Origin of the sequence: Synechococcus sp. PH41509, assembly GCF_020514285.1 — a bacterium.
Lineage (GTDB): Bacteria > Cyanobacteriota > Cyanobacteriia > PCC-6307 > Cyanobiaceae > Parasynechococcus.
Map to the genome: position 1 here is coordinate 89,575 of NZ_VTLD01000004.1, position 23,635 is coordinate 113,209.

A 23,635-nucleotide genomic window follows, 5' to 3' on the forward strand; every position below is an offset into this window, starting at 1 on the left:
TGAAAAGGAGATTTATTTTCATCAGAATCTCTGGAATTGATCCAGGCCTGTGCCCCGGATTCCGCGCGTTGTTTTGCGTCCGTAACCGGTAAATCCTTTTCCACTCCAGTCCCAGAGAGCAGCTGCCGTTTGCAAGTAGCTGTCAGTGCCGAGCCCTCGACTCTGTCCGTTTAATTCCAGGCGGTGATTGTTTGAACAGAAGCTATGGGTCCAGATGATTCCGTTTAAAACTGAATCGTTAGCTAGGGAAACTGTGCCCTGGCGCATCAGTACCCAAGCGGCTGGAAGACTGTTCCCATTTAGAACCAATCGATGGTCACTGGAGTTACATCGATCAGGTGAGTTAGTAGCTTCCGTTGTGATAACGAGCCTTTCCGGTTTGTTGTTGCAGGTTGTTGAATTGACTTCAACACCGCAGATCAATGCGTTCGTCCCTAAGGAAATCGTCCCGGGTGCACTCGCCTGACCTGTGGTTTGGCCTTGCGCTGATCCCAACAGATGGATCACGACGGGGCGTGAACCGTTTTCAATGAACAGCGTTGATCGATTGAGATTGATTTGGTCGACATAGATATGGCAATCCCCTTGGCTCCCTCCGCAGATATCTTGTTCCCTTAATCGGATGGTTGCTGTTGGTTGCCATTGATTATTGACGCTGCGCCACCTGCGCGTGCTGTCGATGTTTGAGGGGCTGGTATAGGAACTTGCGTTGCTCGTTCGTTGACAGAGAACGCGCCACCTACAATCACCTTGAGGGTTGATGCTTGTATCGTCGATTCTCCACACACGAAGGTCTGACGGTTGGCCCGGAACACGATCTTTTGCACCCTCAGTTTTGAAGATGCTGGAGGGTGGTTGCTTTTGATCGATGACTGGCCAGATCTTTGAAGCCAGGTTGGATGTTGAACTGCGGTTCCCTCCCAGGCGTTCAATCATGCTCACCTGATTGCAGTCTCTCTGAATGGCTAGTGCTTCAGTTGGCTCAGCGTGCCAGAGGATTAGGCCTGGGTTGTTGAGTTGAATTGGCCCGAGTTCGTAATGGGTTGCAGCCAAAGCGGCCCAATCCTTGGAACGGTTGATATCAACCCAGCTCTGGATGTAAAGCGAACGTTCCAGCCTGCTTCGTGCTAGGTACGAATTAGGGTCAGCACCTCTGCGTCGGACAAGTCCCTCGATGATGAATTTAGCTTCGCCACTATCTGTGCTTCCTGATGTTCCAGGGCTGCTGTAACCCCTCAACCGATAAAAAGTTTCGATCTTTGATACTCCGTCCTCTCGCATGCTGGGACTATTCTCGTCATTCAGTGGAACTTCGGTGGTCGGCCAAACTGAATTTGCCTTTGAATCTGGATGCAGCGGAAGGCCAATGGATGTATCGAGGCATAGTGCAGACAATTGTGGTGGATTGTTTGTGTTCAGTCGCTCCCAATTGAAACCACTATTCGGTTCATTGATGTTTTCGCGATTATCTAAAGTGAATAAAAACCCTCTGTTTTTATCCGGTTCAGCGTTGTTCAGTTCGCCCAGGATTCGGTTTAGTCCGTTGTTGGCTGCCGCCTCAGCCATCTGTTGATAACTCTCTTTCGCGCTAAGTCGCCGAGACATCAGCTGTCGTGCGAGCAGTCCACTGACTCCCGCCATCATCACCATCCCCAGCAGTAGTGCCAAAACCAGGGCCATGCCGTCCTGGTCTTGCCGGGGAACCCGAAGCAGTGATTTCCAGCTGCCTTTGGCCTTTGAAGTGGGGATGGTTTTATTCATCCTGAGGCTCTGATGCAGCGCAGCTGATCAACAGTTGCTGCCTTTTGGTTGGTTCCCTTTTTGAGATCTGTGGCTCCGGTGCGTAAATCCAGGCATGCCACAACGTTGTATGCCGCAGCATCACTGTTTCTGGATCGGGCGTTCAGGGTGAAGATCTGATTGCGCTCCGATGCATCAACCTGGTAGCAGCCGTTTTGTTGGCTCTCCGTGCATCCTGCGCTGGCGAGGTTGATGGCCGAAAAGTTGGTTTGATTGGCTGGGCCCTTTGGTGTCATCAAGGGGGTGATTTTGTTCAGATCGTTCCAGCTCGCCGGCAGAAGTCCCATTTCATCTACAAAAGCCGCAATCGTGGTCTGAATTTGGGAGACCGTGGCTGCGGCTTCGTTTTGTCTGGTTTTTTGCACTTGGTTGAAGTACTGCGGCAAGGCCGCTGCTCCCAAGATTCCAAGGATGGCCACCGCAATCATCAATTCCGTCAATGAGAATCCTTGATCCGTTTTTATGGCTCGGATAGGTGATTTCATGACAAAGATGTAGGCAACAGCCAACTACAACCAGGTTCAGATGCCAGTGACGACGGGCTTGGAGAAGGTTCCGTCGGTGAGGTTTCCGGTGAATGTGACTACAACATTTTCGGTGTTGTCATTACCTTTTTTGCCAGTAGCAGTAACTACAAAGGCTGTTTTGGTTCCGCTGCATGCATAAGTGAAGTTTGTATTGTCAGTTATGATCGTCCCTGCATATGCAGTGCATTCCGTGTGGGCTTTATCGCTCGCTATTGCACCATTTTCTAAATAATAAGCGGCTGCCTGTTTGGCAATCGAAGAAGCTTGCTGTGTCCCCTCTGTCGCCGCGGCTTTTTTGGTTTGACTGAAGAACTGGGGGAGGGCAACTGCGCTGAGAATGCCAACAATCACAATGACGATCAGAAGTTCAACCAGGGTGAACCCACGTTGAAGAGCACCTGTCTTTTTGTTCAATCGTGAGGCCAGATCTTGAGCGAGTTTTGCTTGTAGGGAAGTCATTGGCCCAGTGAAGAAAAAGAAGTTTTCAGTGAAATTGGCCTAACAGAAGCTGAATACACTCATTGAATTCTGAGTTTGTACTCATGAACTTCTGGTCATTTCACCATAGGTGAGTAGACCAGGCATGCTCCCTGAGAGTTTTCTGAGAGCTATCTGAAAGGTGCATGATCATCCTTGCTGGCTTCAGGCTTGTTCCAGCCGCTCTAAGGAAAACTTCTGTCTCTTGAGCCTTGTGTCCTCCGCCTGAGGCGCATGACTCCATTGGCTTTGCGTGGGCTTCACCTCTCAGTGCTGGAGCGCCTCCTAGGATTGGGTCAAGACGACTCAAAGCCCCGAGACGGGAATCCAACGCTGCATGACCGACGCCCCCGTCTCACGGATCCGCAACTTCTGCATCATTGCCCACATCGACCACGGCAAGTCGACCTTGGCCGACCGCTTGTTGCAGGACACGGGCACCGTGGCCAACCGGGACATGCAGGAGCAGTTCCTGGACAACATGGATCTGGAACGGGAGCGGGGGATCACGATCAAGCTTCAGGCCGCCCGGATGAACTACACCGCGGCTGATGGCGAGGAGTACGTCCTCAACTTGATCGATACCCCTGGCCATGTCGACTTCTCTTATGAGGTGAGCCGCAGCCTGCAGGCCTGTGAAGGTGCGTTGTTGGTAGTTGATGCTAGCCAGGGCGTCGAGGCCCAGACCCTTGCCAACGTATATCTCGCGCTGGACAACGATCTCGAGATCATCCCGGTGCTCAACAAGATCGATCTTCCCGGTGCGGATCCCGATCGAATCAAGGAAGAGGTCGAGGCGATCATCGGTCTCGATTGCAGCAATGCCATCTCCTGCTCAGCCAAGACCGGCTTGGGTGTGCCCGAGATCCTGCAGGCCGTGGTCGACCGGGTGCCGCCTCCGGAGGATGCGGTGGAGGAACCCACCAAGGCGCTGATCTTCGACTCGTATTACGACCCCTACCGGGGCGTGATCGTTTATTTCCGGGTGATGAGTGGCCGGATCAACTGCAAAGACAAAGTGCTGTTGATGGCCAGCAAGAAGACCTATGAGCTCGATGAGATCGGGATCATGGCGCCGGATCAGAAGAAGGTGGATGAGCTCCACGCCGGTGAGGTGGGTTATCTGGCGGCTTCGATCAAGGCCGTGGCCGATGCCCGTGTTGGCGACACGATCACCCTGGTGAATGCGCCGGCGGATGAGGCCTTACCCGGATACACAGAGGCCAAGCCGATGGTGTTTTGCGGCCTGTTCCCCACTGAGGCTGATCAGTACCCCGATCTGCGCGATGCCCTCGACAAACTGCAGCTGTCTGATGCAGCGCTGAAGTACGAGCCGGAAACCAGCAGTGCCATGGGCTTTGGTTTCCGCTGCGGCTTCCTGGGCCTGCTCCATATGGAGATCGTGCAGGAGCGGCTTGAGCGCGAATACGACCTCGATCTGATCGTCACCGCGCCATCGGTGATCTACAAGGTGAACATGATCGATGGCTCAGAGGTGATGGTGGACAACCCCGCCACGCTTCCCGATCCGCAAAAGCGTGAGTCGATCGAAGAGCCCTACGTGAAGATGGAGATCTATGCACCGAATGAATACAACGGCGCGTTGATGGGCCTCTGCCAGGAAAGGCGTGGTGAATACATCGATATGAAGTACATCACCACCGATCGGGTCACGTTGATCTACGAATTGCCGCTGGCGGAAGTGGTGACCGACTTCTTCGATCAGATGAAGACGCGCACCCAGGGCTATGCCTCGATGGAATACAGCCTGATTGGTTATCGCAAGAATCAGTTAGTGCGCCTGGATGTGCTGATTAACGGGGATCGGGCCGATGCACTCACCACGATCGTTCATCAAGACAAGGCTTACAACGTGGGCAAGGCACTTGTGGAGAAATTGAAGGAACTGATCCCTCGCCAGCAGTTCAAGATTCCGATTCAGGCCTCCATCGGCAGCCGCATCATTGCCTCCACCAGCATCAGTGCCATCCGCAAAGATGTGTTGGCCAAGTGCTATGGCGGTGACATCTCCCGCAAGAAGAAACTGCTGAAGAAGCAGGCCAAGGGCAAGAAGCGAATGAAGGCCATGGGTAAGGTTGATGTGCCGCAGGAGGCCTTCATGGCGGTGTTGAAGCTGAACGATGGTGGGGGTAGCTGAGCCTCAGGTGTCTTCTTCTGAACTTTCGATTAGTGTTGTTTGATCAATTTGGTTGTAGTCACCTGCTGTGAGCTCAGATAGCTGTTCCATCCATGGAGAGCTCAATCCAAGAGATGTTGTATTGACTTTTAATTGAATATCTCGTTCGTTATTTTGGTCTGAATAGTATTTTGCAGTGGGTTCATAGTCGGCCTCTGTCCAGTAAAAGTTGTTCCTATCTCTGTTGGGTTTTCCGTCTGAAAGAAGGTACAGAGTGTCTACCTCGTCATCATCGAAGGCAGCCTGAATCGCATTCCATGGCTTTGTACCTCCCCAATTGCCTGGATAAGCTTCATCATCAAGTGAATTGACGAAAGCGATCGCTGAATCGCGCATTCCAGGCTCACCAATTGTGACCAACTTATTGGAAGATGGACCCCAGCTCTTGTTGTTCTTGCCGCCAGGAGTGCTGAAGGAGTGAAGACCAATTTTTGTTTCTCCTGAGAGATTGGTTAGTAGTGTTGTTAGTTCGTTCTGCATTGCTTCCATGCGCGTAAAAGCACAATTTTTCCTCTTTTGAACGTAGGCTCTCTTCGTTGGGTCGTAGAAATATCTCCTGTTCCCATAGCTTTCTCCCCACATCACGCACGCACTCATTGAGCCTGATCCATCAAGTACAAAACGCAATTTTTTGCTCGTTATGCTCTTAAAGAATGCTCCTGATAAAACACCGCTGTCACCATCGCCCCCGTTTCCATTGATCCTTTTGTCTGCTCTTGCGAATGCTGCAAAGTAAGTTGGAAGGATGGTTGTTGATTTGTTCAATGAGCCTACATTTTGTAGGTAGGCTGTTTTAATGTTGTCGTCATTGCCTGTTGGGTCAATAAATTTAATTAACTTGCTATTTTCATCTGTTTCGACGCGAAGAGCTGGTTCTGAAACTCTGCGAAGTGGTGTTTTCCCTTGAGTGAAGCTGAAGTTAACTCCCTGGGCTACTTCCTCTAGTGGCTTTGGCTCTGGGCATTCATTCCTGTCTACCAAGTCTTTGGAGCAGGGCAAGGCGGCCAGATTGTCGAGTACTGGCGAGACAAAGACCTTCTGATTCTCCTGATAGCGACCGTCTGTAGTCAGAGGGGCTCCGCAGCGTTGAAGACTGTATCCCCTCCCATTTTTTGTTGGTGTGATTCCATAAATGACCGGTTCGTTGAGTTCAATCATCTTGACACCAAAAATTGGTTTAAATGTTTGGTTTGCCAGGGTTTGGCATTCGTTTAGAACTCTTGTGTAGTCAGGATTTTTCATGTCTGTATGTTCGTTGCCGCTGCTTGTTCCCTCTGTCCGGTCCAGAACAAGATGCATGCTCCGTTCAATCTCTGAGCGCATCAGCCTCATTCCGTTGGTCGTGTTCTGCCGAAGTGTTGTTTTGCCTTCAGATTGATGAATGAGGTTCTGTGTGCTTTTAAGAGCGATGCCACTGCTCATTATGAGTAGGGAGCCAGCACCGATGCTCACCACCAACTCAGGCATGCTAAAACCGCGGCTCGATGTTATGTCTGATGAAACAGACAGTTTTCTAAGATTTTTGTTTGATTTTTTCACGGGTAAGAGACCCCGCAGGTCCATGCTTTACTTCTTTAATTGTTTCATCATCGGTTGGTTTTAAGTTCAGCTTTTGGTGAAATTGACCTTAGAGCTTCCTGAATCCAGTTCATTAAGGATTCTCTCCAAGCGTCATGCATTGGCCTGTCTTCAGATCTCCGTCCCAGGTTCCACTTAACAGATGGCCACTGCCTGAGATCTCGACACATCGAGTGCGAAGTGTATTGTCTTTTTCACTATCTAAGGAACGCACCATGAACGTTATTGGTTCGGTCCGTGCGCTTGTTCCTGGTGGTGTGAGCTCGTAGTTCGGGCGTGAGACGGCGACATAGACCCTTTTTGATTCCTGGCTGCCTTCGACGCGAATGAAGCGCAGTGATCCCTGCTCCCCTCCGGTTGAACTACTTGACGCTGACCCGCTGAGCAGGCTCCCGATCAATGGGCCGTCGTGACATTCATCAGTTACCTTGATTTTCTCAATCTGACTGTTGCAACAGCTCAGCCGATCTGTTTTGGCAAGTACACCGTTGTCTTGACGAAATTCGAGCAGGTCATTCGGTTTGACCCAGCTCTGCGCTTGCCCAAAATTAAGCTGGCAACTGGTTCGAGTCGTGCCCAATTCAGTGCGAAGATTATAGAAGCCAGCTTCAATGAATTGGGCATAGCGGTCCACTTCTCCCTGTCTAATAATCTTGAAGTAACTGGGAATAGCCCAAGCTGAAATGGCTGAAAGAATGGCTGCGGCGACCACCATTTCCAGTAGTGAAAAACCCTCTGAGGTTTTGTTTATAGGATTGTGTAGCATTGTGCTGAGAAGTTGGGGTTAAGCTCTATTACCCGATATTCCATTTCGATACCAGTTTCAGGGCCTTTGAATTTATAGCTTACTTCCACCACGTCTCCTGTATAACCTACGTCCATCTTTCGTTCTATTTGTCGTTGAGTTAATTCGTCGTTATTCACTTCATTCTTCAAGTAATTAATTAAGTAGCTGGTTGGATTTTGGCATGCTTCTCCTGCTTGCCCTGCCTTATCAAGATTGTTATAGGTGAGATATGAGTCTGCTTGTTGCAATAACTGGATGTCATTGCTGACAGCCGCTTCAATGCTGTTTCGCTTGGATAGATTCTTGCTCCCGGCCAGGGATGAAACGCTGATCTCTGCGACTGCTGACATGATGCTGATAAAGATAGCACCAGCAACGACAACTTCCACCAGCGTGAATCCATTATCTCTGTTATGAGATTGATTGCTGTAGTGAAGATTTTTCCTTTTGTTCCAAATCATGGTTGCCTTCTCGGTTGAGTTAGGCTGGTTCTATGAGATGCAAGTGTTGGTTCGACTGGCCTCCTTTGATCCAGATTGAATTAGAAGTTGTAGTCAATTAGCCTTCTTGTGTTGGTGTTTTCTTTTGGGCCTTTACCTGTTTGGTGAAATACTTGGCCTTCTGATTTGCTGGTTGAATTTGATCATTTAAATTGTTGATCTCTCCTACCAATTATGGTCGTTTGAAGGTACGACTAATGGTGAAGAGGCTTATATCTCTCTTGGAGTTGTCTGAGATGTGTTTTGCATGCTGTCTACCAGCGCCGGAATGTATCCAGACCTGTTCCGCGGATTCCGCGCACAACCATTTGGCCATAGCCTGGAAAACCATTTTTACTCCATTGCCATAAATCGTTCGCAGCTTCAACAACAGTTCTGTCACCAACTTTCGTCTCTAGGGAAAAGTCATTGCCTGAGGTGCAGATGTTCTGGGCCCAGATCATTCCGTGGAGTTTCGCGTTCGAAGACGGCCGAACCGTCCCTTTGCGTAGATGAATGATGGCATGCGGAAGACTGGATCCGCTGAAGTCAATGACGTGGCTTGTCGCATCACAGGACAGATCCTCCGTTCCTGCTGCGGCTGAGAGAACAAATCGTTCGGGTTGACCATTGCAGCTTGTTGAGCCGGTGTTGACCCCACAGAAGACGCTGTTTCCACTGAGCTTGATATTTCCCGACAAGTCGTTTATCCGTGCTGAATCCGGTTTTGGTAATTCAAGATGAATGACAACTGGGCGTGCCGACGATGAGCTGCCCGTTTCGACCAGAACTTTTGTTTTTCGGAGGTCCATGTGCTCGATATACATATGACATTCAAACGACTCTGACCCGGCACAAATATCATCTTCTTTGATCACGATCGTATCGGAATTGACGTTCATTTCTTCTGCTTCTTCAAAGCTGATGCTGTCTTCCTGGCGTACGCAAGTTATTTGGCTACAGCGGGGATTAAGGGGAAGCTCTGAATCATCAAAGCTCCATACACGGATTTTGGAAGATGTTGGCTTGATTGTGTCTCTTGCCTGGCCTCGTTCAAATAGGTTTGTTGTCGGTAAACCTCGATTCAATACAGGCCAGATCCGCGGGGCTATGGATTCATTGTTCATAGCCCCTACCTTGTTTAAGAGTGTTGATCGGCTGCAACCACTACTATTTTGGTAAGGTGCAGCATCATTTACATCCAGCAGGATCTTGCCATCTCCCGTGATATCGATATCTCCTAATTGCATGTAATAGCCGCCGAGCACAGCCCAATCTCCGGCACCTGCAACGCGTTGATCGATGTACAGCGAGCGTGTCAGAAGTGTCCGCGCGAGGTAGCTATTGTCGTTGTTTTGATCGGATGATCGCTGGACTATTCCTTCAATTTGAAAGGTTCCTTCATCAGCGCCACTGCCATTCCCTGATAATGCATAGCCCCGCAGTCTGTAGTACAACTGAATATTGTCTTTTCCATCCTCCCTTTGGCTTGCGATGGCATTATTTGCACTGCTCAGAAGCACTGGCTTTGCGGCCTCAGTGGAGTCGCTAAGTGGATCAGCCGTGAGACTTAGGCTGGTATCCGTGCATAGTTCGCTCAGTGGAAAATCTGTTGAATTTGGGTTTCTCCAGCCCCATCCCTGCTCATCATTCCGTAGGGTAAGAAAGTAACCTTTGTACTTGGTTTTATCATCGCGATTGACTTCGCCGAGGATGCGATTGAAGCCATTGATGGCAGCATTTTCGGCCATCTGTTGATAGCTTTCGGAGGCACCAAGTTTGCGAGCAATGATCTGGCGAATCATCAGCCCTGTGATGCCGCTGATTAGTATCATTCCCATGAATAATGTAAGAACCATGGTGATTCCATGCTCTTCTCTCTTTGTTGGAGACTGGACAATCCGATGTGATCGTATTGGTTTCATGGCTCAAGAGCAATCGACATTTGTTGCGGAATTATCTTTATTTCCGCTACTTACTTCGCTGGCACCATTGTTTAGATTCAGGCAGCCAATCACGTCGTAGTTGCTATTTGCGCTATCCCTTGGGATGCAATTAAAATTAAACGTTGATCCGCTGATCGTTGCGCTCATGCTGTAGTGACCGTTGCGCAGGTTGATTTTGTTGAAGTTCTGGTCTCCGCTTGCTGTGCCGCTTTCTTTTCGTATCGCGGCCATCGTATTTAAATCTGCCCAGCCAGATGGTGGCTCGCTGAACTCATCATTGAATGCCATTGTTGATGTCATGATTGTAGACATCGATGCGGCGCATTCCTTTTGATTTGTTGCTGTTAATTGTCGTAGGTAATTAGGGGTGCCGATCGATAGAAGGATCCCTATGACAGTTGTTGTCACAAGCAGCTCAGCCAATGAGAACCCCATTGATTTGTTGGCTTGGATTGGAGTCGTCATTGGCTTGATCGGCGAATTAATTCGTTTTGAATCCAGGTTGGCTTTTTGAGGTTTGTTGTTTATATATGCTTGCTACGTTTGATTGTGTGGGATAAGCCTCCGCGCTTGTTTGTATCGCAGAGGCTTTTGAGGGTTAGTCCTTTGCCTTTTGGCTAGATAGATGTTGTGTTATTAAACGTCCTCGGCTTCAATCTCCGTAGACATGTTTCCGGTGGCTACATCGAGGATAAAACTTTGATTTATGTCGGGAGACGCCAGGCCTGTTGTTGAGGAGCTGCATGCAGTTGGTGCTTCTCCTTCGTTTTGGGTAACGACACCCTTCCATACGAGTTTCCCAAATCTTTTCCCGTTTTCTGGGTGCAGGTTATCAGCAACGTTTTGTCCTTCAGAGACGCCCACCTTGCAAGCAGACATCAGGGCTTTCCCTTGTGCATTCGCTGCTGAAATGTCGGCCCTGTTTTTCTGGGCAATAAATCCTGGTACTGCCACAGAAGACAGTGTTCCAAGAATGACCACTGTGATCAGTAGTTCAATCAGTGTGAATCCTTTTTGCAGCGTGTTGCGGGCTTCCTTGCGGTTCAGCACTGCCAGCTGAAGTTTGGAATTGAGTGAAGTCATTGCTTAAAAGTGTTTGTTGTTGATGTGCACCGTTGGTGCCGACATGACAACCATGACTCGTTCCGTTGTCGTGCAAAGAAGCTTTGGCTAAAGCTTCCCTAAGAACGTTCTTAGTTTTTCTCTCAGATTCGTGGCGCTTCGCTCTTTTCCGTCTCTGCGGGTCTGGTTGCAATCCACCTCTTTGTTGGCAGTGGTGGCTGGTTATGCGGCTTTGTTTGCCTTTGGCACCTCTCTGGCTCAGGCGGAGCGGCTCCAGCGTCATCAGCGGCTGGTGGATCAGATCCGTCTTGGTTTGACCAATGGATCCCTTTCTCTGCCGCTGCCTCCAGGGTTTGGGGTTCAGGCGAATCTGGTGCCCTCTCGTCCATCTGCGCAAGTTCTGGCTGTACGCAAGATCGATGGAGCTTCGTTTTTGGTTAGCCGAAGCGTCTTGTCTCGTCGCGCTGCACCCGATGCTGAGCTGGTGGTGCGGCAGAACATCACGGCCTCGGTTCAGAGCCAACGGCGGGATCAGCTGCTGTTAATCGCAGCAGCAGGGATGTCCCTGCTGCTTGTTTCCTTGTTGTTCCGCGTGGTGTTGTGGCGAGGCCTGATCAAACCACTTCAGTCACTGAGCGATGAGCTATCTCGTCTTAGTGCTGACTCTTTAGGCCAGCAAACGCTTGATCCAGTCGGTCAGTCGCGCGAACTGCAGCCCATTGTTGAAGCCTTCAACCAGCTCCAATCTCGCTTGGCGGAGGCATGGCAGCGGGAACGTCGCTTTGTCGATGGTGTCGCCCATGAGCTGCGAACGCCAATCACGGTGATCTCGGGTCATGCCCAGAGCCTTCAAGATGAGCTGCCTGCAGCGAGCCCAGCCAAGGTGGCCCTGATTGCCGCTGAATCGGAGCGCCTGGGGGGGCTGGTCGCGGTCATGCTCGATCTGGCCCGCAGCGATGCCGGCAGGCTGAACTTGGTATTGGAATCTCTAAATCTCGAACTGGTTCTTGTGGATGCCTTTGAGCGGCTCCAAAGCCTGGCTCCCCACCGATTGCACCTGGCACCTCCTGCAAACGTGCAGATTCCGCGCATCACAGCCGATACCGAACGGCTGCAGCAGTGCCTTGCTGCTCTTGTCGACAACGCTTTGCGTTACTCCACTGGAGCGGTGCAACTAGCGGTATCGGCTTCAGACAACAGCGTGATTTTGCACGTGCTGGATCAAGGCCCAGGTATCCCTGAAGCTGAACGCAGCCTGGTGCTGCAGCGGTTTGTGCGCGGCAGCACCGCAATCGGCACCCGTGGCAGCGGCATCGGCTTGGCCACTGTCCATTTGTTGATGAACGCCATGCAGGGAGAGCTATTGATCGGTGATGCCCCGGGTGGTGGAGCTGATCTGAAACTTTGCTTCAGGATTTCGGATCCCCCACCCGTGCCATGAAGCCCACGCCGCGCACGGTGTGCAGCAGTTGCGGCTCTCCTATGGCTTCCACCTTCTTGCGCAGGTAGCCCATGTAGACGTCGAGGGTGTTGGGATCGCCAACGAAGGGCGCACCCCACACGGCATCCAAAATCGTTTGCCGCGATTGCACTTCATCGGCATTCCTCACCAGGAACAGCAGAACTTCAAACTCCCGCTGCGAGAGCGCAATGCTGCGTTCGCCCCGTTGAGCGCGGCGTTCAATTGGATCGAGCAGCAGATCACCGAGTCCAATGGCGCTTGCTTCTCCGCGCGCGTCTTGTTCATAGCCGCCGCGGCGCAGCCGGGCCCGCACCCGGGCATGGAGCTCCTTGAGGTTGAACGGCTTGGTCAGGTAGTCGTCCACGCCGGCGTCGAGGGCCTGAACCCGTTCGTCCACATCGTCGCGGGCGGTGAGCATCAACACCGGTGTGGTGTTGCCGCTGCTGCGCAGCCGGCGGCAGAGTTCTACGCCGGAGAAGTCGGGCAGCGTCCAGTCCAGCACCACCAGATCGAAGCTCTCCTGGCGCCAACGCAGCAGAGCGTCTTGGCCGTTGTCGCAGCCGATGCACTGATGGCCGGCGCCCCCGAGTTCCTCGATCAGGAACCGCAGCAGTTCCGGGTCGTCATCGACGATCAGCAGCCTGCTCGGCTCCGGACTCAAGGGCTGGATGCAATCACTCCAGGCTAAGTCGGCCCACCAGCGGGGAATGCTTCATCCAGTGTTCGTTGACGTTGGATGCGATTGCCTGATTCACAGCAACGGGGGTTTGCCCTGCCCCTGGCGATCACCACTTCGGCGCTGCTCTTGCTCAGCAGTTTGTCGTTGCAGACCCTGGCCTTGCACGCGCGCCAGCGCAGCCATCAGGCGCTGGCTACTGCCCAGACCCGCGATGCCGAGCGTTCGGTGGCAATGGCCTTTCAACAGCTCGCCACCGGTGCCCATGCCTGCCTTTTGGCGTTGCCCTCCTCGGACTGGGATGGATTGGCGGTGTGCCCTGGGGCGAATCCTGCAGCGCTCCAAGCCGGCCGCGTTGCCGATCGTGAGTGGCAACTGCTGCAGTGGCAACCTTATGGCGCGATGGCTGGAAGGCTGGAGCTGCATTGGAGTGATGGCCTTCAGAGCCGGTTGGATCTGGAGCTGCTGCCATGACGCTCACGGAAGTTGTCGTCTCCGCTGTGATCCTGGGGGTCAGCAGCCAGGTATCGCTCCAGGGTTGGTCGCGCACCAGCCAGGCCGCCACCACATCGGCCCGCACCGATCAACAGGTGTGGTTGCTCGAGCAACGGCTCCTGGCCAGTCATCGTGCCTTGGCCAGAGCGACCGTCGCTGATGCGGCTTGTCGTTGGGACCGTAAGGCGGTCGTTGCGGTTCTGGAGGGCTTGCCCAAAGACGCCGACCTTGAAACGACATGGCGTTTTGAACCTTCAGCGGATGGCCTCTGGCTCGTCGTCGAGCTGACGGATCCCGATGCTGCGATTCCGTTCAAGCGGAGCCAGTTGTTGACCCCTGCTGGGGTGGGGCATTGCCCGCCGGAGGCGACGGATGAGCTGTGATCCGATCCGCGGTCGTCGGGCCAATGGCTTCAGCCTGCTGGAGTGCCTGGTGGCGGTGGCGCTGCTGGGGATCCTTTCGACCTTGGTCATCCCCAGCTCCAATGCCGTGCAACGGCGCTTGGAACTGGACAGTGGTCTGCGCCGCTTGCGGGTGGGGCTGGATCGGGGCCGGATGGCCGCCGAACGGGATCGCCAGCCCTGTGCCCTGCAGCTCAGCGCGACCGGTTGGCAGCCGCCGCTGGCGGGCGATCTGCCGGCCTGCAGTGGGGGTGTGACGCCCTTGGTTGAAACAGGTGAAGGAGAGCTGGAGTTGCGCAGCAACCTGCCGGACGCCGTTCGCTTCAGCACTAATGGGTTGGTGCTCGATGGCGGCCTGGTGGTGTTGTCCCACCCCAGCCATGCTCAGGCGTTATGCCTGGTGATCGGCCTGCCCCTGGGCATCAGCCGCAGTGGTGTGTACCGCGGCGATCCCAGTGGCTCCCTGAACAGTGCCCTCTGCCTGCCGCGCGATGCGTAAGCCTCACCCTGATCAAGGTTTCACTCTGGTGGAGTTGATGCTTGTCGCCCTCCTGGGCTGTCTGATCTGCGGTGTTGCATTTCAGCTCTTGTTCGCAGAGACGCGTCAGGGGGGCTCTTTGGCAGAAAGCTTGCAGTTGAAGCAATGGCAACGGCGCACGCTTGAGCTGGTGAAGGGCGATCTGGAGCGCGCCTCCACCTGGCGGATCGATCCTGATGCTTCTGGCACTTGGCCCTGTGCTTTGGCCGGTCGGCAACCCAAGCTCGCCATCACACCCAGAGATGGCTCTGATCTTGTTCTGTACAGCTTGGGTACGGCGCCATCAGCGATCTGGCGTGGTTCGGTGTTGATGCGCTGCGGGCCTGCCTTTGATCTACAGGGCGGGATTCGTGCGGGCAGTCGTTATCAGAACCGCGTTGTCTTGGATGGCGTGGATCGCTTTGAGCTCCACCAGCCGCCGGGATTGCCGGTGTTGCAGATGGAGCTGGAACAACGCACTCGCCTTGGTGGCCGTGTTCACTCCCAGGGGGTGGGTTAGGGCTCCGTGATTGGCTCCGGCTCGGGCGCCATCAAGAAGAACACCGTCAACGCCACTTCCGACAGCGCCAGGAGCAGGTGATCCAGCCAGCCGAATTCCACGCCCATGCCCATGGCTGCAATCCAGCTGTTCACCACCACCATCACCGTCGCAAAGATCGCCAACACCAGCGCAGGTAGCGGCTGCAGCAGGCGTCGTTGTTCCCAAACGACCCACAGCAGAGGAATCAACACAACCGTGCAGACGCCATGGAGGATGCGCATCGACACATCGCTATGCATGTGCGGTGTGATTGCAGCCCAGAGGTTCACCGGGATCAGCAGGGAGCAGAACACCAGAAACGGAATCATGACGGCAGGATCACGGTGAAGCAGCTGCCTTCGCCGAGGCGGCTGTGCACCTCAATGCTGCCGCCCATTCCTTCAACTAGCAGCTTCACCACCGAAAGTCCTAAGCCGGAGCCTGTCTTTTTCGGAGCGTTGCTGCCGCGTTGAAAACGCTCAAACACTGTGTCCAATTCAGCCTCTGGGATGCCGATGCCTTGATCGATCACATCGATCAAGGCAGCACTGGTGGTGTGCCGCAGCACCAGGCGGATCGGTGTGTCCTCCGGCGAATACTTGTCGGCGTTTTCGATCAGATCCAGCAGCACCTGTCGCAGGCGGGCGGGGTCGGCCAACACCAGGGCGTCACGGCCGGCTGGATCATCGGGGAGCTCCACCCTCAGCGGACGCTTCAGGGTGTGATGGGCCAGATCTGCCGCCTGTTCAATTTGATCGACAAGTTGCACCTCTTCTCGACACAGGGCCAGTTTTCCTGAATCGCTGCGCGACAGGTCCAACAAGTCATCCATGAGGCGTCGCATGCGGATGCTTTCCTCTTCCGCGGTCTGCAGGCCTTTCACCTGATCGGGGCTGAGGTTGTTGGCTCGTTTAATGGTGCGGTGCAGATAGCCCTGCACGATGGTGAGGGGTGTGCGCAGTTCGTGGCTGACCGCACTCACGAACTGGCGTTGTTGACCCCAGGATTGGGCGAGGCGTTCCAGCAGTGCGTTGTAAGTGCGGCTGAGTTGGATCACTTCACTGGGGCCGTCGTCCAGATGAAGGCGGGCAGAGTTCAAGGTGTCGGCTGTCACCTGATCGGTGGCTGCACTTAATTGATCAAGCGGGCGAATGATGCGTTCGACAAACCAGCTCACTGATAACAACGTCACCGTGAGGCAAGCCCCCCAGATCAGAATCATTAGCCCCAGGTAGTCGCTCAGAGCCTCCTGATTGGATCCCACTTCGTGATTGATCCATAGCCTTGCGCCAGATGGATACTGCTCAACCAGTTCGCTCAGGTATTGCGTTTCGGCGCTGTCGATCAGCAGTTGCTGTCCTACAACCTTCCCTTGATTGGCACGCATGGAGGCTTGCATCGCCTCATTGGAGCGTGGGATGTAATCACTCTGGGGAATGATCAATGCGCCGTCGGGTTGCTCCAACCAGAGCGTTGTGCGATGGCTGGAATGGTCGTCAAGAACATCGCTTAGAAGGGCATCGTCTGATTGATCAGCAATGGCCTGCTGGCAGTACTCCGCACTGCGTCTCAACACCGAGATTTCTTGCTCGATCAAATTCCGTTGGCCAATCCATAGGCCCACCGATGAGGCTCCGGTGAACCCGATGAACACCATCAGATAGGTGGTCAGTTGCAGCTGGCCTTGGAGGCTTCCCAGCAGACGCTGTCGCCAGGGGTGTACAGGGGGCATGACTTCATTCTTCCGCGGTTCGGGAGACAATGCATCTGCCCGAGGCCAACTTGCCCGTGACCCGCAGCCTCTCGACCCGCATGGCCCGCTGGGGGCTGGTGATCGTGGGGATCTATTTGTTGGTGGCGTTGATCACGCCCGTGCTGGTGAGTGTTGGGATCCTTCCGGATGCCAATGCTGGCCTCGAGAACCCGATCTATTCAGGCCCCAGCTGGACCCATTGGTGCGGCACGGACCGCTTGGGCCGGGATGTGTGTGTGCGCACCATGGCCGGCAGTGGGGTCGCCCTTCAGGTGGTGCTGCTGGCGGTTGGCTTGGCCTTGGTGGGCGGTGTGCCCCTGGGGGTGGTGAGTGGTTACTTCGGTGGCGCTGTCGATCGTGTGATGGTCTTGTTGATGGACACGCTCTACACCCTGCCAGTGCTGTTGTTGTCGGTGGTGTTGGCGTTTCTGTTGGGCAAGGGAATTCCCAATGCCGCCGCCGCACTCTGTGTGGTCTACGTGCCGCAGTACTTCCGGGTGGTTCGCAACCAAACCGCCCAGGTGAAGAGCGAACTGTTTGTTGAAGCCGCCCAGAGCCTGGGGGCGGGGCCGCTCTGGATCCTGCGGCGTTATCTGTTCCGCAACGTCATCACCTCAGTGCCTGTGCTGCTCACCCTCAATGCCGCCGATGCGGTGCTGGTGCTGGGGGGGCTGGGATTTCTCGGCCTGGGCCTGCCGGAGACCGTGCCCGAATGGGGCGGTGATCTCAATCTGGCGCTGGCTGCGGTGCCCACTGGGGTGTGGTGGACCGCGCTGTTCCCAGGCCTGGCGATGTTTGTTCTTGTGCTTGGTCTGTCCTTCCTTGGGGAAGGCATTGAGGCTTGGGTGAGCGGCGGCGAAGCCCGCCCCGCGTCAGACTGACCACATCGGCACGGGTTTGATGGCCTGGTGGATCAGCCTGATTTTGCTGAGCATGGCTGCACTGCTCTGGAAGAAGAGCTGCGACAGCATGGACGATGTGATCGCTTTGCTCGAGCGGATTCTGGCCACCACCTTGGTGATGGTGGTGGTCCTGGTGAGCCGCAATTTGCTGCTGGAGGCAGCGGTGTTAATTGCTGCGATTCAGTTGCCTGGGGTGCCGCGGCGGCCGCGTTGAGCTCAGGCTTGTTTCGGGGCCTTCACCTCTCGGATCGAAATCCGGCAGGAGCTCGGGAAGATGGCGTGGGCTGCTTCCACGGCATGGCTGAGATCATCGGACTGGAGCATTTCCTCGCCCCACTCGTGGCCGCAGTGATACGTGACCGCGTACTGGTGCAGCTGTTTGTTGTCCATTGCTGACAATCCGCTGCTTTGGTTATGGCCCAGGGTTCGCGGAGATACAAGTGTTTTGTCGGATCAGCAGCGCAGCTTCACAGTCCGAGGCAGCTCTTCCATCAGTTCGCCTTCCTCACTCAGGGCGGGGTAAGGCCGTTGCTGCTCTTGGCACCAGCGGGCCACCTCGGGGTAAGACCATTCGAACAGCAATTGTTGGTACTGCTCCGGCTTGAGCCCTTCGCCTTGGGTCGGCGCCAGGCCAGCTGCCTGGCGTTGGCGCAGCGCCTCGAATAGCAGGGTGGCGGTGGCGACCGACACGTTCAGTGACTGCACCATGCCGCGCATGGGGATGAACAGCGCTTCATCCATCAGATCCCTGGCCTGATCGGTCAGCCCCCATTTCTCCGCCCCAAGTACGAAGGCTGTGGGCCCGGTGAAGTCGCACTCTCGGTAGTCCTTGGCATTGACCCCGAGATGGGTCCCGTAGAGGCGGAACCCCCGCTCTTTCAAGCAGCGGATTGCTGTTTCGGTATCGGGGTGGTCATGCAGAGGCACCCATTTCTGGCTGCCCTGGGCCGTGCTGTTGAAGGTTCGTGGGCGCCCGTCAAAACTCACCGCGTGGGCTTCCAGCGCTCCGACGGCATCACAGCTGCGCAGGATCGCGGACAGGTTGTGAGGTTTCTCCACGTGTTCAAGCAGCACGGTGAGATCCGCCATCCGGTGGTCCAGTACGGATTTCAGCCGCTCAAATCGTCGCGGCAGCAGGGGCATGGGCGATGACTCGGGTTAGAGCAATAGATGGGGGCCCTTCCATGCTTGGAAGCCTGGCAGGACAATCAAGAAGTCTGCGCTTCTGTCGTTATCCAGACCCCGCTTAAGGATCCCTCTGTTGAACCGTACGTCTCCGGCGGCACCGGAGAACGTCTGGGTTCTGATGCATGAAAGCTCCCATCAAAGCCCCGCAGATTGATGGAGTCGTCTTCATCCACATTTGATCAGCGTGTTTGGAGCGAGGTGGCTCGCATCCCCCACGGTCACTTGGCGACGTATGGCCAGATCGCTGATTTGATCGGTGCCTACGGCTGCGCGCGTCAGGTTGGCTGGGCGCTGCGTCGCCTCAAGCTCCCATCCCCTGTTCCCTGGCACCGCGTGGTGAATGCTCAGGGTCGGATCTCGATGAGCCTCAGCCGTGAGGGAAGTGACTGGATGCAGCGGGAGCTGCTGATGGCAGAAGGCATTCCGGTGGATGCGGAAGGACGCTTACCCCTACGCCAGTTCCTCTGGCACCCGGACACCCATGCTGGAGCTTGATGCGTGGTGTTCTTGTCTGATTCGGCTCCGATTGGACTGCTGCCGCGCCGCCTCGCCTGGGATGTATTGCAGGCAGTTGCGGCTGGGGCCTATGCCGATGTGGCGCTGGAGCGGTTGCTGCGGGAGCGGGATCTCAAACCCTCGGATCGAGGCTTGGTGACCGAGCTGGCTTATGGAGCAATCCGTCAACGCCGCTACCTCGATGCCTGGCTGGATCGGCTGGGCAAAGTCCCCGCGTCAAAGCAGCCGCCCAAGCTGCGCTGGCTGTTGCACGTGGGTCTCTATCAACTGCTGCTGATGGAGCGGATTCCAGATTCAGCAGCGGTGAACACCGCCGTTGAATTGGCCAAAACCAGCAAGGGTCTGGCACGGCTGGCGCCCGTGGTGAATGGGGTTCTGCGGGCGGCACTGCGGGCGCGGGATGCCGGCGAAACCCTTGAGCTGCCGAATGATGAGGCGGCACGGCTGGCCCAGGGCTATTCCCTTCCGGATTGGTTCACCCAGTTGTTGCTCGACTGGCGCGGTTCGGAGGGGGCCGCGGCGGTGGCGACCGCCTGCAACCGTGTGCCGGATCTGGATTTGCGGGTGAATCGGCTGCGCTCGAGCCCGCAGCAGGTGCAGCAGGCGCTTGCTGCGGCAGGAATCAGCAGTGAGCCCATCGTTGATTGTCCTGATGGCTTGCGCATTTCCGGGCACAGCGGCGACCTGCGCCACTGGCCCGGTTATGCCGAGGGCCATTGGTGTGTTCAGGATTGTTCGGCGCAATGGATTGCGCCTCTGCTGCAACCCCAGCCGGGGGACCGGATCCTGGATGCCTGCGCTGCGCCGGGGGGTAAAGCAACCCATTTGGCGGAATTGGTGGGAGATCAGGCTGAGATCTGGGCTGTGGATCGGTCGCCTGGACGGCTCAAGCGCGTCGCTGCCAATGCAGCTCGGCTAGGCCTTGCTTCCATTAATGCTCTTGCAGCGGATGCCACCAACTTGTTGGAAGAGCATCCCCAATGGCGTGAATCCTTCCAGCGGATCCTGATCGATGCGCCCTGCTCTGGGCTTGGGACCCTGGCCCGTCACCCCGATGCCCGTTGGCGGGTGACGCCGCAATCCATCCGTGGCCTTCTGCCCCAACAACAGGCTCTCCTGGATGGGCTTGTGCCGTTGCTGGCTCCCGCTGGATCGTTGGTTTATGCCACCTGCACCATTCATCCAGATGAAAATCAGGCTCAGGTGCATGCCTTGCTGAAGCGTCACCCCACGCTGCGATTGGAGGAGGAAAGCCAGCGCTGGCCTGATCAAGCCAGCGGGGGGGATGGGTTCTATTCCGCAGTGCTTCAGCGGGTCTAGGCCGTTGGATTAATCCCGGGTCCAGCGGCGTCCTTGGCGATCAACGTTGTCGTCTTGCGAGCGGTTTCTCCATAGGTAAGGCGTCTGGCGACGTGGAGGTGCCACGGGAGTGGGATTGCTCAGTTCCGTCTCTCCAGTCGGTTGAGGCGCTTCAGACTCGGAGGTGGCCTTCGGGTCTTGCTTGGGTTTTGTCTTGGGGGGTTTGGCGATCGTTTTTGGATCGACCGCCAGACGCATTTTTCGTTTCAGCTTGGGTTTGTCAGGGAAGGCGCGGACGGGAATCTCGTCCTTGATCTGAAGCATGAATTGTTTCCAAGCCCATGCCGCCTCGCCGCTCGTACTTTTGGTGGCTCGATCGTCGTCGTATCCGAACCAGACGCCAGTCGTGAGCTGAGGAATTGAACCGATGAACCAGAGATCGCGGGTGTTCTCTGACGTTCCTGTCTTTCCAGCAACCTGCCGATCATCGAGTTTCGCGGCGATGCCTGTGCCGCCGGTCACGACCCGTTGCAGCATCCAGTTCATGGTGTCCGCGACATCACTATCAACCGCTCGTCGTCCTCTGTTTCCACTCAATCGCCGACTCCAAAGAAGCTCATTCTTGGGGCCACGGATTTCCTCAAAGGGGCTGGGTGTGAAATACACACCGCGATTGGCCATGCCTGCATAAGCCGCAGTCATGTCGAGGATGGTTTGCTCGTAGGCACCAATAGCCATGGGGTAGTACTTGCCGAGAGGACGCTCGGTGCCGATGTTGAAGTTGTTGGCAATGTCAATGACGGCATCAAACCCAACGATGTCTTGAAGTTGAACAGCCACCGTGTTGAGTGAATTCTTCAGAGCATCGGCCAGGGAGATGTTGCCGTAGTACTTGTTGCCAAAGTTTTTGGGGCAGTAGCCATTCCAGCAACGCTTTGCGTCAAACACCTTTGTTTCGGGTTTCATCCCCCGATCAATGGCTGCTGCATAAGGAAAAAGCTTGAAGGTTGAACCTGGAGAGCGCAGCGCCAGGATGGTGCGGTTGAACTGACTCCTGGAGAAATCCTTCCCGCCCACCATCACTCTCACCAGTCCGTTGCCGGGATCGATCGAAACCATCGCGCCTTCAGTGTCGAATGGTGCATTGGCTCGAACAACCTGCTGAGCTTTTTTTTGCCAATCGAGATTGAGGCTGGTGCGAACTTTGACACCACCAACTTCAAGTTGTTCGGGAGTTAAAAGTTTGGGCAGTTCTTGGGCAATCCAAGTGGTGAAGTAGGGCGCTGCACTGTTGAAATATTTTGGTGTTGCAGGCTTAAGCCCCAGGGGGCTGTTGCGACCGCGCTCCGCTTCGCTGGTGGAGATGAACCCTGCTTGTGCCATCCGATCGAGAACGATCGAACGCTGTTCCGTCGCTAGATCAGGGTTGACCAGGGGGGAATAGATCGAAGGTGCCGGGGGTAGCCCAGCGATCATCGCCGCTTCCGGAACTGTGAGCTGATCTGGGGTTTTAGAGAAATAGATCCAGGCCGCATCGGCGACGCCATAGGCGCCGGATCCCAGGTAGACGTAATTGAGGTATTGCTCGAGGATCTGCTGCTTGCTCAGCTGACGTTCCAGCTTCATCGCCAGAGCCGCTTCCTTGAGTTTGCGTGTGATGGTGCGGTCTTGGCTCAGGAAGACAGTTCGGGCCAGCTGCTGCGTGATGGTGCTCGCCCCTTCCCGAACAGCGCCCTGGCGGACATTGGTGACGATGGCGCGGGCGATCCCCCAGCCATCCACGCCGTCATGCTGATAGAAACGCCGATCTTCCGCGGCGATGAAGGCTTCCGCCACCGTTTGCGGCATCGTGCCGGGCTTGACCTTCTCGCGGGTCGCTGGCCCCAGCTTCTGGATCACCTTGCCGTTGGTGGAAAGCAGGGTGATCGTTCCCGGTCGGTTGAAGCTGGCAATTCCCCGGGCATCTGGAAGAGTTGCATCCACAAGCTCAGTCAGAGCTCTCGTGCCCAGTGCAGCGCCCACGCCCACTGCAGCTGCAGTGCCAGCGATCAGAGCCCATTGCAGGCGGGAACGGTTCACATCACCTGGGTCAGGGTGCTGTGGCCCACAGCCAGGGCGGTTACAAGCATTCCGAGCACCAAGAACGGCTGGGCGCTGGCTTGATATTTGACGTCAAAGGCCACGGGGTCTCTCAACAACCAGATGTCTTGGAAGGTGATCTGAGGAACGATCAAGAGAACCAACAGAACCGCTGCGAAATGCTGGCCGATCCCAATCAAGACGGCAACCATCGCCAGCTGAAAAACATCAATCATTCCGGCGCTGATCCAACTGGCACGTTCGATCCCGAAGACCACAGGCAAGGATTGAAGGCCGAGCTCGCGGTCGCCTTCGACGCTCTTGAAGTCATTGACAACAGCGATGCCAAGTCCCGCCAGGCTGTAAGCGAGGGTCAGCAGCGCTGTGCCCCAGGTGAGTTGCCCAAACAGGGCCTGACCTGCCCACCAGGGAAGGGCGATGTAGCTGGCCCCGAGGGCGTAGTTCCCCAGCCAGCCGTTCTGCTTCAGCTTCAGCGGCGGAGCTGAGTAGATGTAGCTCACAAAGGAGCCACCCAAGGCCAGGAGAAAGACCACTGGGGTGTTGTGTCCTGCCCAACGGTCGAGTCCGTAGGAAACCGCCAGGCCTGCCAGCAGCAACACCCAGATCTGCAGCTTGACCTGACCCAGGGGGATCGCCCCCGATGGAATCGGCCGGTACGGCTCGTTGATCGCGTCGATCTCGCGGTCGTAGTAATCGTTGATGGTCTGGGTGAAGCCCGCCAGCAGGGGACCACTCATCAACATGCAGGCGAAAGCTGCCAGCACGTGATCCAAGCGCCATTGGTAGTTACCGCTGGCGGCCGCGCCACAGATCACTCCCCAGATCAAAGGGATCCAGGTGACCGGTTTCATCAGCTGCAGCCGCAGCTTCCAGATGTTGGTGGTGCCGGAGGCACCTTTCATCCCAAGCAGCTGACGCGCGTCGCTCACGGA

General features: G+C 55.4%; 26 protein-coding genes. 10 read left to right on the forward strand and 16 right to left on the reverse strand.

Annotated elements, in window-relative coordinates:
* Nucleotides 1-21: 21 nt before the first annotated feature.
* The 3 genes from FZZ88_RS01375 to FZZ88_RS12215 are packed head-to-tail and all read right to left on the reverse strand — an operon-like array spanning nt 22 to nt 2,786.
* Nucleotides 22-1,761, reverse strand: a complete 1,740-nt coding sequence (locus tag FZZ88_RS01375; protein WP_166016849.1) for a hypothetical protein — start codon at nt 1,759-1,761, stop codon at nt 22-24.
* A complete protein-coding gene (locus tag FZZ88_RS01380) occupies nt 1,758-2,285 on the reverse strand; it encodes a type IV pilin protein (RefSeq protein ID WP_166016848.1) in 528 nt (175 codons plus the stop codon). The genes FZZ88_RS01375 and FZZ88_RS01380 overlap by 4 nt, the downstream gene beginning before the upstream one ends.
* Nucleotides 2,286-2,321: 36 nt before the next feature.
* Nucleotides 2,322-2,786 carry a type IV pilin protein gene (locus tag FZZ88_RS12215; RefSeq protein ID WP_166016847.1) on the reverse strand — a complete coding sequence of 155 codons (465 nt, stop codon included), beginning with the start codon at nt 2,784-2,786 and terminating at the stop codon, nt 2,322-2,324.
* Nucleotides 2,787-3,141: 355 nt separating this feature from the next.
* Between FZZ88_RS12215 and lepA the strand changes: the two genes are divergently transcribed.
* Nucleotides 3,142-4,962: a translation elongation factor 4 gene (gene lepA / locus FZZ88_RS01390; RefSeq protein ID WP_166016846.1), complete on the forward strand. Its 1,821-nt coding sequence runs from the start codon at nt 3,142-3,144 to the stop codon at nt 4,960-4,962.
* A 3-nt stretch (nt 4,963-4,965) separates the two neighbouring features.
* Here lepA and FZZ88_RS01395 read toward each other — a convergent pair whose 3' ends face one another.
* The 6 genes from FZZ88_RS01395 to FZZ88_RS01420 form a co-directional block, all read right to left on the reverse strand.
* Entirely contained in the window at nt 4,966-6,540 is a 1,575-nt protein-coding gene (locus FZZ88_RS01395; RefSeq protein WP_230332795.1) for a VWA domain-containing protein, read from the reverse strand.
* 112 nt (nt 6,541-6,652) lie between these two features.
* On the reverse strand, nt 6,653-7,345 hold the full coding sequence (locus FZZ88_RS01400) for a prepilin-type N-terminal cleavage/methylation domain-containing protein (RefSeq protein ID WP_226423645.1): 693 nt from the start codon (nt 7,343-7,345) through the stop codon (nt 6,653-6,655).
* Nucleotides 7,327-7,827, reverse strand: coding sequence for a type II secretion system protein (locus FZZ88_RS01405; protein WP_166016844.1), 501 nt, complete (start codon nt 7,825-7,827; stop codon nt 7,327-7,329). The genes FZZ88_RS01400 and FZZ88_RS01405 overlap by 19 nt, the downstream gene beginning before the upstream one ends.
* Nucleotides 7,828-8,120: 293 nt before the next feature.
* Nucleotides 8,121-9,704, reverse strand: coding sequence for a hypothetical protein (locus FZZ88_RS01410; protein ID WP_226423644.1), 1,584 nt, complete (start codon nt 9,702-9,704; stop codon nt 8,121-8,123).
* A 69-nt stretch (nt 9,705-9,773) separates the two neighbouring features.
* Nucleotides 9,774-10,256: a type II secretion system protein gene (locus FZZ88_RS01415; RefSeq protein WP_166016842.1), complete on the reverse strand. Its 483-nt coding sequence runs from the start codon at nt 10,254-10,256 to the stop codon at nt 9,774-9,776.
* Nucleotides 10,257-10,427: 171 nt separating this feature from the next.
* Nucleotides 10,428-10,874: a type IV pilin protein gene (locus FZZ88_RS01420; protein ID WP_166016841.1), complete on the reverse strand. Its 447-nt coding sequence runs from the start codon at nt 10,872-10,874 to the stop codon at nt 10,428-10,430.
* A gap of 130 nt (nt 10,875-11,004) precedes the next feature.
* On the opposite strand from FZZ88_RS01420, the gene FZZ88_RS01425 reads away from it, so the two are divergent.
* Nucleotides 11,005-12,294, forward strand: a complete 1,290-nt coding sequence (locus tag FZZ88_RS01425; protein ID WP_166016840.1) for a HAMP domain-containing sensor histidine kinase — start codon at nt 11,005-11,007, stop codon at nt 12,292-12,294.
* Here FZZ88_RS01425 and FZZ88_RS01430 read toward each other — a convergent pair.
* A complete protein-coding gene (locus FZZ88_RS01430) occupies nt 12,263-12,976 on the reverse strand; it encodes a response regulator transcription factor (protein WP_166016839.1) in 714 nt (237 codons plus the stop codon). The two genes, FZZ88_RS01425 and FZZ88_RS01430, sit on opposite strands and share 32 nt — an antisense overlap.
* Nucleotides 12,977-13,057: 81 nt before the next feature.
* Between FZZ88_RS01430 and FZZ88_RS01435 the strand changes: the two genes are divergently transcribed.
* From FZZ88_RS01435 to FZZ88_RS01450, 4 genes are read left to right on the forward strand one after another with little or no spacing between them, the layout of a single operon-like run.
* Nucleotides 13,058-13,465 carry a hypothetical protein gene (locus FZZ88_RS01435; RefSeq protein ID WP_166016838.1) on the forward strand — a complete coding sequence of 136 codons (408 nt, stop codon included), beginning with the start codon at nt 13,058-13,060 and terminating at the stop codon, nt 13,463-13,465.
* Nucleotides 13,462-13,869, forward strand: a complete 408-nt coding sequence (locus FZZ88_RS01440; RefSeq protein ID WP_166016837.1) for a hypothetical protein — start codon at nt 13,462-13,464, stop codon at nt 13,867-13,869. The genes FZZ88_RS01435 and FZZ88_RS01440 overlap by 4 nt, the downstream gene beginning before the upstream one ends.
* Nucleotides 13,859-14,386 (forward strand): Tfp pilus assembly protein FimT/FimU, encoded by a 528-nt coding sequence (locus tag FZZ88_RS01445; protein WP_166016836.1) that lies wholly within the window; start codon nt 13,859-13,861, stop codon nt 14,384-14,386. The genes FZZ88_RS01440 and FZZ88_RS01445 overlap by 11 nt, the downstream gene beginning before the upstream one ends.
* Nucleotides 14,379-14,924: a type II secretion system protein J gene (locus tag FZZ88_RS01450; protein WP_166016835.1), complete on the forward strand. Its 546-nt coding sequence runs from the start codon at nt 14,379-14,381 to the stop codon at nt 14,922-14,924. The genes FZZ88_RS01445 and FZZ88_RS01450 overlap by 8 nt, the downstream gene beginning before the upstream one ends.
* Here FZZ88_RS01450 and FZZ88_RS01455 read toward each other — a convergent pair.
* Both FZZ88_RS01455 and FZZ88_RS01460 read right to left on the reverse strand, forming a co-directional pair.
* Nucleotides 14,921-15,274 carry a hypothetical protein gene (locus FZZ88_RS01455; protein ID WP_166016834.1) on the reverse strand — a complete coding sequence of 118 codons (354 nt, stop codon included), beginning with the start codon at nt 15,272-15,274 and terminating at the stop codon, nt 14,921-14,923. The two genes, FZZ88_RS01450 and FZZ88_RS01455, sit on opposite strands and share 4 nt — an antisense overlap.
* Nucleotides 15,271-16,677 carry a sensor histidine kinase KdpD gene (locus tag FZZ88_RS01460; protein WP_166016833.1) on the reverse strand — a complete coding sequence of 469 codons (1,407 nt, stop codon included), beginning with the start codon at nt 16,675-16,677 and terminating at the stop codon, nt 15,271-15,273. Before FZZ88_RS01460 ends, FZZ88_RS01455 begins: the two co-directional genes overlap by 4 nt.
* Nucleotides 16,678-16,706: 29 nt before the next feature.
* On the opposite strand from FZZ88_RS01460, the gene FZZ88_RS01465 reads away from it, so the two are divergent.
* Together FZZ88_RS01465 and FZZ88_RS01470 are read left to right on the forward strand one after the other, a co-directional pair.
* Complete coding sequence (locus FZZ88_RS01465; protein ID WP_230332796.1) at nt 16,707-17,579, forward strand: ABC transporter permease; 873 nt, start codon at nt 16,707-16,709, stop codon at nt 17,577-17,579.
* Between the two features lie 19 nt (nt 17,580-17,598).
* A complete protein-coding gene (locus tag FZZ88_RS01470; RefSeq protein ID WP_166016832.1) occupies nt 17,599-17,814 on the forward strand; it encodes a hypothetical protein in 216 nt (71 codons plus the stop codon).
* Between the two features lie 2 nt (nt 17,815-17,816).
* On the opposite strand, the gene FZZ88_RS01475 is transcribed toward FZZ88_RS01470, so the two are convergent.
* Both FZZ88_RS01475 and trmH read right to left on the reverse strand, forming a co-directional pair.
* The gene (locus FZZ88_RS01475) at nt 17,817-17,990 is read right to left on the reverse strand and encodes a hypothetical protein (protein ID WP_166016831.1); all 174 of its coding nucleotides are present in this window, start codon (nt 17,988-17,990) and stop codon (nt 17,817-17,819) included.
* Nucleotides 17,991-18,053: 63 nt separating this feature from the next.
* Nucleotides 18,054-18,743, reverse strand: a complete 690-nt coding sequence (gene trmH / locus FZZ88_RS01480) for a tRNA (guanosine(18)-2'-O)-methyltransferase TrmH (protein ID WP_166016830.1) — start codon at nt 18,741-18,743, stop codon at nt 18,054-18,056.
* Between the two features lie 198 nt (nt 18,744-18,941).
* On the opposite strand from trmH, the gene FZZ88_RS01485 reads away from it, so the two are divergent.
* Both FZZ88_RS01485 and FZZ88_RS01490 read left to right on the forward strand, forming a co-directional pair.
* Nucleotides 18,942-19,283: an MGMT family protein gene (locus FZZ88_RS01485; RefSeq protein ID WP_166016829.1), complete on the forward strand. Its 342-nt coding sequence runs from the start codon at nt 18,942-18,944 to the stop codon at nt 19,281-19,283.
* A gap of 3 nt (nt 19,284-19,286) precedes the next feature.
* Entirely contained in the window at nt 19,287-20,624 is a 1,338-nt protein-coding gene (locus FZZ88_RS01490) for a 16S rRNA (cytosine(967)-C(5))-methyltransferase (protein ID WP_226423643.1), read from the forward strand.
* A gap of 9 nt (nt 20,625-20,633) precedes the next feature.
* Here FZZ88_RS01490 and FZZ88_RS01495 read toward each other — a convergent pair whose 3' ends face one another.
* Complete coding sequence (locus FZZ88_RS01495; RefSeq protein WP_166016827.1) at nt 20,634-22,682, reverse strand: PBP1A family penicillin-binding protein; 2,049 nt, start codon at nt 22,680-22,682, stop codon at nt 20,634-20,636.
* Nucleotides 22,679-23,632, reverse strand: coding sequence for a chlorophyll synthase ChlG (chlG, locus tag FZZ88_RS01500; RefSeq protein ID WP_166016826.1), 954 nt, complete (start codon nt 23,630-23,632; stop codon nt 22,679-22,681). The genes FZZ88_RS01495 and chlG overlap by 4 nt, the downstream gene beginning before the upstream one ends.
* Nucleotides 23,633-23,635: the final 3 nt, after the last annotated feature.